Source organism: Delftia sp. ZNC0008 (genome assembly GCF_000799035.1).
In the GTDB taxonomy this organism is placed as follows: Bacteria; Pseudomonadota; Gammaproteobacteria; order Burkholderiales; family Burkholderiaceae_C; genus Comamonas; species Comamonas tsuruhatensis.
Map to the genome: position 1 here is coordinate 1 of NZ_JTKZ01000660.1, position 6,349 is coordinate 6,349.

Sequence of the window (6,349 nt, forward strand, 5' to 3'; positions counted from 1 at the left end):
CCGCGTCGCAGGCCCAGCCTTTCTGGGGCCTGGCCGCGCGTGGCGCGCAGGTGGAAGCCGGGGCGCCGGCCTTCCATTTCCGGCTCAGCGACAAGCTGCAGGTCTGGACCGACAGCGCCTCCGACCTCTACGCCCAGGCCGTGGCCGCGCAGTGGAATGCCGACACCGATATCGACTGGAACGACGCACCCGAGCTGCCCGCGCCCGTGGAGGACGCCATCGTCCAGCTCATGACCTACATGGTGGAGAACGAGAACGCGGCCCTGCTGGTGCCTGCGCGCTTCCTCGGCCAGCTGCACCCGCACTACCGCGAGCTGCAGGCGGCGCTGGCCATCCAGGTGGCCGACGAGGCGCGGCACATCGATGTCTTCACGCGCCGCATCCGCCGCCATGGCCGCGAGCCCGCGCTGTCCACGGCGGGTGGCCAGGCCTCGCTCAAGAGCCTGCTGGACGAGACGGATTTTTCCGTGGCGGGTTTCCTGCTGTCGGTGCTGGGCGAAGGCACCTTCGTACACCTGCTGCAGTTCCTGCAGACCGAGGCGCCCGACCCCCTCACACGCCAGATCTGCCGCCTGGCCGCGCGCGACGAGGCGCGCCATGTGGCCCTGGGCATGTCCCACCTGCTGTACCGCCTGCAGCACGAGCCCGGCTTCCAGCACCAGCTGGCCCAGGCCGTGGAGCAGCGCTTCGACAACCTGGCCGGCACCTCGGGCTTGAACGAGGAAGTCTTCGACGCCCTGATCCTCATCGCGGCCGGCACCCTCACCCCCGAGGCCCTGGCCCGTGGCGCCGCCCGCGTGCAGCAGCTCATGCGCGACATGGCAGACGGCCGGTTTTCCAAGCTGCTGCGGCTGGGGTTCGAGCGTGGGCATGCGGAGCGGCTGGCTTCGCTGCATACGCGCAATTTCATGTAGGCAAAGGGGCTGCGGCTGCGCCAAGGCCCTGACGACAGCCTTGTGCTAAGGTCAGCGCGATGAAATGACGGGGGCTGATCATGGCAACGGCAAGTGCTCACTCGGTAGCGATCGAGATCGACGATGACATCAAGGCGAGGATGGAACATCTGGCCGATGTGCGCCACCGCTCCGCCCATGCATTGATGCAGGATGCCATCAGCCAATACGTGGAGCGCGAGGAAAAACGCGACGCCTTTCGCCGCGACACGCTGAAAGCCTGGGAGCAGCATCAGGCCAGCGGTCAACATGCGACGGCCGCCGAAGCCGACGCCTGGCTTGCACAGCTGGAACAGGGCAACGATATCGAGCCGCCGGAGTGCCACGGCTGAGCTGGTCACCCCAGGCGCTGCGCGACGTGCAGCGCCTTTATCGTTTTCTGGCCAGCAAGAATGCAGACGCCGCGAGACGCGCGGCCGGGGCCATCCGGCAGGAAATGCAGGTTCTGGCACTCCAACCGGGCATAGGCCGACCCGTGGATGCAATGCCCAACGAGTTCCGGGAATGGATGATCGATTTCGGCCACAGTGGCTATGTCGCCCGCTACCGCGTGAGTAGTGAAGAAATCGTGATTCTGGCCATCAGGCATCAACGCGAAGCTGGCTACGACTGATGTGTCGTAGACCTCGCCCAGCCTTGCAACACTCCGGCGGCAACCCCAGCCTCAATCCACCATCAATTTGTTGTTCAGCAGCTGCGTGATGATCTGCTGGTCCGTGGTGGCGCCGGAATACAGCGTCTGCAGGTCCACGCCTTCCAGGATGATCCGCTGCGTCTCGGCCGCTGCCGAGTAGCCCGCACCCACTGCATGCGAGTCTGCGCCGAAGCCGCCCGTGTGGCTGACATGGACCACGGTATGGCCGCCAGTGACCGCGAAGTGCAGGTAATCGGCCAGGTTGCCTGCGGCATTGCCGGGGCCTGCGGATTCACCCTGCAGCAGGTCGCGCAGGTCCAGTACATCACCGCCTGTGCCGTTGGCTCCCGCGGCCGCAGTGGCGAAGTTCTGGATTCGGTCCAAGGCCGGTGTTCCCGCCGCCCCCTGGTCTCCCAGCGACCAGGCAAAGACATCCACAAAGTTCTCGCCCGCATCGCCGCCTATCAACAGGTCGTCACCGGAGCCCCCGGCCAACAGGTCCGTGCCCGACCCCGCGTTGAGGGTATCGTTGCCGCTGCCGCCCATCAGCGTGTCGGAGCCGGTGCCTGCAGACAGAATGTCGTCGCCAGCGCCGCCATGAACAACGTTGTTTCCGTTGCCGGCGTTGATGATGTTGGCGCCGTTGCCGCCCGTGATGTATTCGTTGGCCGAGCTGCCCGAATAGCTGCCGCTCTCTGTCGTGGTGACATCCACGGTCGTGTACGAGGCCTTGAGCGTGACCACGGTGGATGTTGCTGCCGTAAAGCCTCCGCTCAACTCCGTGGCCGTGACCTGCACCGTGAGATGCGTGGCATTCGTGGTGTAGCTGCCTGGCAGATTCAGGGTGAGATTGGGCAGGTCGGCCTCGGTGAATCGCCAGACACCGCCTCCCAGGTTGGTGCCCGCATTGAAGGACGGGCCGTTGGGCACTCCAGCGATCCTGATCGACAGGGTTTCCGAGCCATCCGCATCCACCAGCTTCGTGGTTATCGGAAACCTGACGCTGGTCCCGCCGGTGCCGTGTGCGATGGCCAGCAGGGACTTCAGGACAACGACCGAAGAAGCGCTGGCCGCTCCAACTGACAGATTGACCGTGCCGATACTGGTGCCGCCGCGCCCATCGCTGACGTCGTAGAGAAAGCTGGCCGGTCCTTCGTAGCCTGCCGCGGGCGTGAACAGCACCCCGCCCGCCTGCAATGCAAGACTGCCATTGAGCGGCGAATGAACCGAGGTGATGGTCAGGCTGTCGCCTTCGGCATCCGTATCATTGGCCAGCAGCGTGGCAAAAGTGATGCTTACCGTCGTGTCCGCGGCAACGGTCACGTGGTCTGCCACGGCGACCGGTGCATCGTTCACGGGGGTGATCGTGATGGAGACGGTTGCGATGTTTCCATTGGCCTGCCCATCGCTGGCACGGTAGGTGAAGCTGTCGGAAGTGGTCTCGCTGCCGTTGTGGGTGTAGCTGAAAAGCAGGTAATTGGCCAGCGGGCACCGGCTCTGGCAAGGGCCGCTCGAAGGCCGCACGACCCCTCCAATGCGCCCAGCTCGTCCGACCGCCCGCCCTTGCCTGGCAGGTACCGGCCCAGATCCACCCCGCCCACATGCGGGCCGCATATCACTCGACTTGTGACAACCCTAGAAAACTCAGGGATTTTCTCGCGGGCCTTTGTGATTGTTCCCATCAGAAAAACCGAGCCGCATCAGCGAATTAAGTCAATGGATCCGGAGAAAGTTTCGCAAAAAGACAAACGCCTGCGCAATCTGACAAGAGAAAGCTTTTCCAAATGTAAACAATTGTTTATTCAGCCTGTAAGATTCCTCCAGTCAATCAGTGTTTCCCATGGGACAGGCCTGCGCCACCCCACAGATGCATTCATCATGAAAATGCATCAATCGAGCAGGATCATTGATTTTTTCATGCAAGAATTCTTACTCAATCCATCTTTTGACGCACAACATCCACGGCCACCCAGATGAGAGCGCATCCAGATTGTGGAGAATAATATCCGACCATCACCAGCGTACTGATCAGGGAAACAATAAAATCAGCCGGGCCGAGCAATTGCTGCAGGCCTGCAAATGGCCGGAGCCGCCGATATATCCATCATTGGTACTCAGGCATATTCAGGAAGCGCAGGCGATTTTCGAATTGCACCGCATGCCTGACCGCGCGGTGTCGTCGCGCATCGCAGCGGCCTTCATCCATTGCCAGCTGGGTGAGGAGCGCAATGCCATTTCACTGGCCACGGCGGCCATGGCCAATCCCGCGCTGCTGCCGCCCGAGGCCCTGGTGCGCGCCACCTATGTGCTGGCGCTGGCGCATGGCCGGCTGGGCGAGCTCGATACCGCCCTGCAATTGATCGAAGGCAAGGACCATGATTTTGCGCAAATGGCGCCCGGAGACAGCCCCTGGCTCCCCGCCCTGATCACCTGGGCCCGGGCGCAAATCCTCTGGAAGGTCTTTCTTTATAAAAACCACCAGGACCTGTGGTGCGGGCCGCCGCCCGATTCAGGCCTGGTCCAGCTGGGTGCCGCTGCGCCCGACAGCGTTGCCTTGCAGGACCTGCTGGGGAATGTGGGCCGCCAGCTGCCAGCGGGCCTGGCCTGGCCGTACAGCGAGCTGCTGCGGCTGTCGCTCAAGGGGCTGGAGTCGGGCCGGCGCGAGGCTGCCGCCGTGGTCCGCTCCATTGAGCGCATCGGCATCCACTACCAGGCCAAGAACCCGCCCATTGCAGGCTGGGCCTGGCTCAGCAGTGCGCTGGTGCATTGCAGCAAGCGCCAGTACGGACAGGCGCTGCAGGCCGCCGTACTGGCCAAGTCCACGGCGCAGACCTACCAGTTGGAGGGCCTGCACCGCAATGCGCTGGTCTATGAGTACCACATACAGGAAACGCAGGGCGATTTCGCGGGCGCACTGTCCACGCTGAAGGCGCTGAACATCATGCGACTCAAGAGCATGGCCATCAGTCCTTATCTGGAGAAATCACGATTCACGGCCATGGACGAGGCGCGGTTGCATGACCTGGAACCTGCCTATGTGAAACGCGCCCTTCAATACATAGAAGACAACCTGGACAAGAAACTGCTGGTGCAGTCCATTGCCGACCATTGCCGCGTCAGCCGCCGCACGCTGGAAGTTTCATTTCGCCATAGCCGATCATGCAGCATTGGTGAATATATAAGACAAAGCCGTATCCACCTGGCTGCGGAATCCTTGCTGACCACGGATCAAAGCATAGGACAGATTTCCTCCCGGCTTGGATATTCCTCCCTCTCCACATTTTCCAGGGATTTTTCCGGCCATTATGGGATACCGCCATCGGCCTGGGTTCGGCACCACCGGCTGACGTGATTTGAAAAATCCTGGAATGCATATAACGGGCGTGTATTCAGGCCCTATCGATCACCCGAAGCAACACGCAAAGTAGGACGCAAAGGAAGACGCATGAAATATCTGAAGAATATGAAAACGGGCTCCATGCTGGGTCTGGGTTTCTCGGTTCTCATCCTCATCGCGCTGTCGATTGCGCTGCTGGGCCGAGCGCGGCTGATCCAGGCCTCGGACGATGTCTCCTACCTGGCCGACACGCGCATCACCAGCCTGCTCAGGCTGGTGGAGGTCAAGAGCTCGGTGGAGTTCATCTTCCGCGGCGTGCGCAGTCTGGCGCTGATCGAAGACCCTGCGGAAAAGGCCCTGGCCAAGGCCACGCTGGACACGCAGCGCCAGAAGATAGGCCAGCTCATGGAGCAGTTCCGCGAGGGACTGACCACGCCGCAGGGCATCGCCCTGTACGACCGCATGAGGAATGCGCGCACCGCCTACCTGCCGCTGCTGGACCAGTTCATGGCCGCGGCCATGCGGCATGACCTGCCCACCGTCTCGGCCATGCTGGGCAGCAGCGGAGAGTTCCGCAGGCAGCAGGACGCGTTCTTTGCCGCCATCAACGACATGCTGGCCCACCAGCAGGTGCGTGCCACGGAAACGGCCCAGGCCACCGAAGGCAAATCGCTGGCCGCCGGCCGGCAGATGCTGTCGCTGGCCCTGGCCTCGCTGTTGCTGGGTGCGCTGGTGGCCTGGGCCATCACCCGCCGCATCAAGGGCCTGCTCGGTGGCGAGCCGGCCTACGCGGCCCAGGTCACGCAGGAAGTGGCCAAGGGCAACCTGGCGGTGAACGTGCAGCTGCGCCGGGGCGATACCACCAGCCTGCTGGCCAGCCTGGAGGCCATGCGCGCCAGCCTGGCCGGCATCGTCAGCCAGGTGCGCCACAGCAGCGAATCGATTGCCACGGGCGCCAGCCAGATCGCCTCGGGCAACGCCGACCTGAGCGCTCGCACGGAGGAGCAGGCCGCCAACCTGGAGGAGACGGCCGCCTCCATGGAGCAGATGACCGCCACCATTCAGCAGAACGTGGACACGGTGCGCAGTGCCTCGGGCCTGGCCCAGTCGGCCAGCGCCACGGCCGTGCACGGCGGCGAGGTGGTGCATGGCGTGGTCAGCACCATGGAGGACATCACGCACAGCTCGCGCAAGATCGGGGAAATCATCGGCGTGATCGACGCCATCGCCTTCCAGACCAACATCCTCGCGCTCAACGCCGCCGTGGAGGCCGCGCGTGCCGGGGAACAGGGCAAGGGCTTTGCGGTGGTCGCCTCGGAGGTGCGCTCGCTGGCCCAGCGCTGCGCCAATGCGGCCAAGGAGATCAAGGGCCTGATCAGCGAGAGCGTGGGCAAGGTCGCCGCCGGCTCCCGCCAGGTGACGCGG

The 6,349-nt window shown here is 63.6% G+C and carries 7 protein-coding genes; 6 read left to right on the forward strand and 1 reads right to left on the reverse strand.

The annotated features are described in order from the left end of the window. The 3 genes from L995_RS21705 to L995_RS21715 form a co-directional block, all read left to right on the forward strand. On the forward strand, window positions 1-914 hold a 914-nt coding region (locus L995_RS21705; RefSeq protein ID WP_047473672.1), incomplete at its 5' end, for a ferritin-like domain-containing protein. An 80-nt stretch (window positions 915-994) separates the two neighbouring features. Continuing rightward, window positions 995-1,285: a CopG family ribbon-helix-helix protein gene (locus tag L995_RS21710; protein ID WP_047473673.1), complete on the forward strand. Its 291-nt coding sequence runs from the start codon at window positions 995-997 to the stop codon at window positions 1,283-1,285. Next, window positions 1,273-1,566, forward strand: coding sequence for a type II toxin-antitoxin system RelE/ParE family toxin (locus tag L995_RS21715; protein ID WP_047473674.1), 294 nt, complete (start codon window positions 1,273-1,275; stop codon window positions 1,564-1,566). The genes L995_RS21710 and L995_RS21715 overlap by 13 nt, the downstream gene beginning before the upstream one ends. 51 nt (window positions 1,567-1,617) lie before the next feature. On the opposite strand, the gene L995_RS21720 is transcribed toward L995_RS21715, so the two are convergent. Then, on the reverse strand, window positions 1,618-3,111 hold the full coding sequence (locus L995_RS21720; RefSeq protein WP_269431533.1) for an Ig-like domain-containing protein: 1,494 nt from the start codon (window positions 3,109-3,111) through the stop codon (window positions 1,618-1,620). Window positions 3,112-3,213: 102 nt separating this feature from the next. Here L995_RS21720 and L995_RS33335 point away from each other — a divergent pair, with 102 nt between their 5' ends. The 3 genes from L995_RS33335 to L995_RS21730 form a co-directional block, all read left to right on the forward strand. After that, window positions 3,214-3,564, forward strand: coding sequence for a hypothetical protein (locus L995_RS33335; RefSeq protein ID WP_156136111.1), 351 nt, complete (start codon window positions 3,214-3,216; stop codon window positions 3,562-3,564). A 181-nt stretch (window positions 3,565-3,745) separates the two neighbouring features. Then, entirely contained in the window at window positions 3,746-4,939 is a 1,194-nt protein-coding gene (locus L995_RS21725; protein WP_017406014.1) for a helix-turn-helix domain-containing protein, read from the forward strand. 93 nt (window positions 4,940-5,032) lie between these two features. Continuing rightward, window positions 5,033-6,349 (forward strand): methyl-accepting chemotaxis protein (locus L995_RS21730; protein ID WP_047473676.1); only part of this gene is annotated, 1,317 nt, incomplete at its 3' end.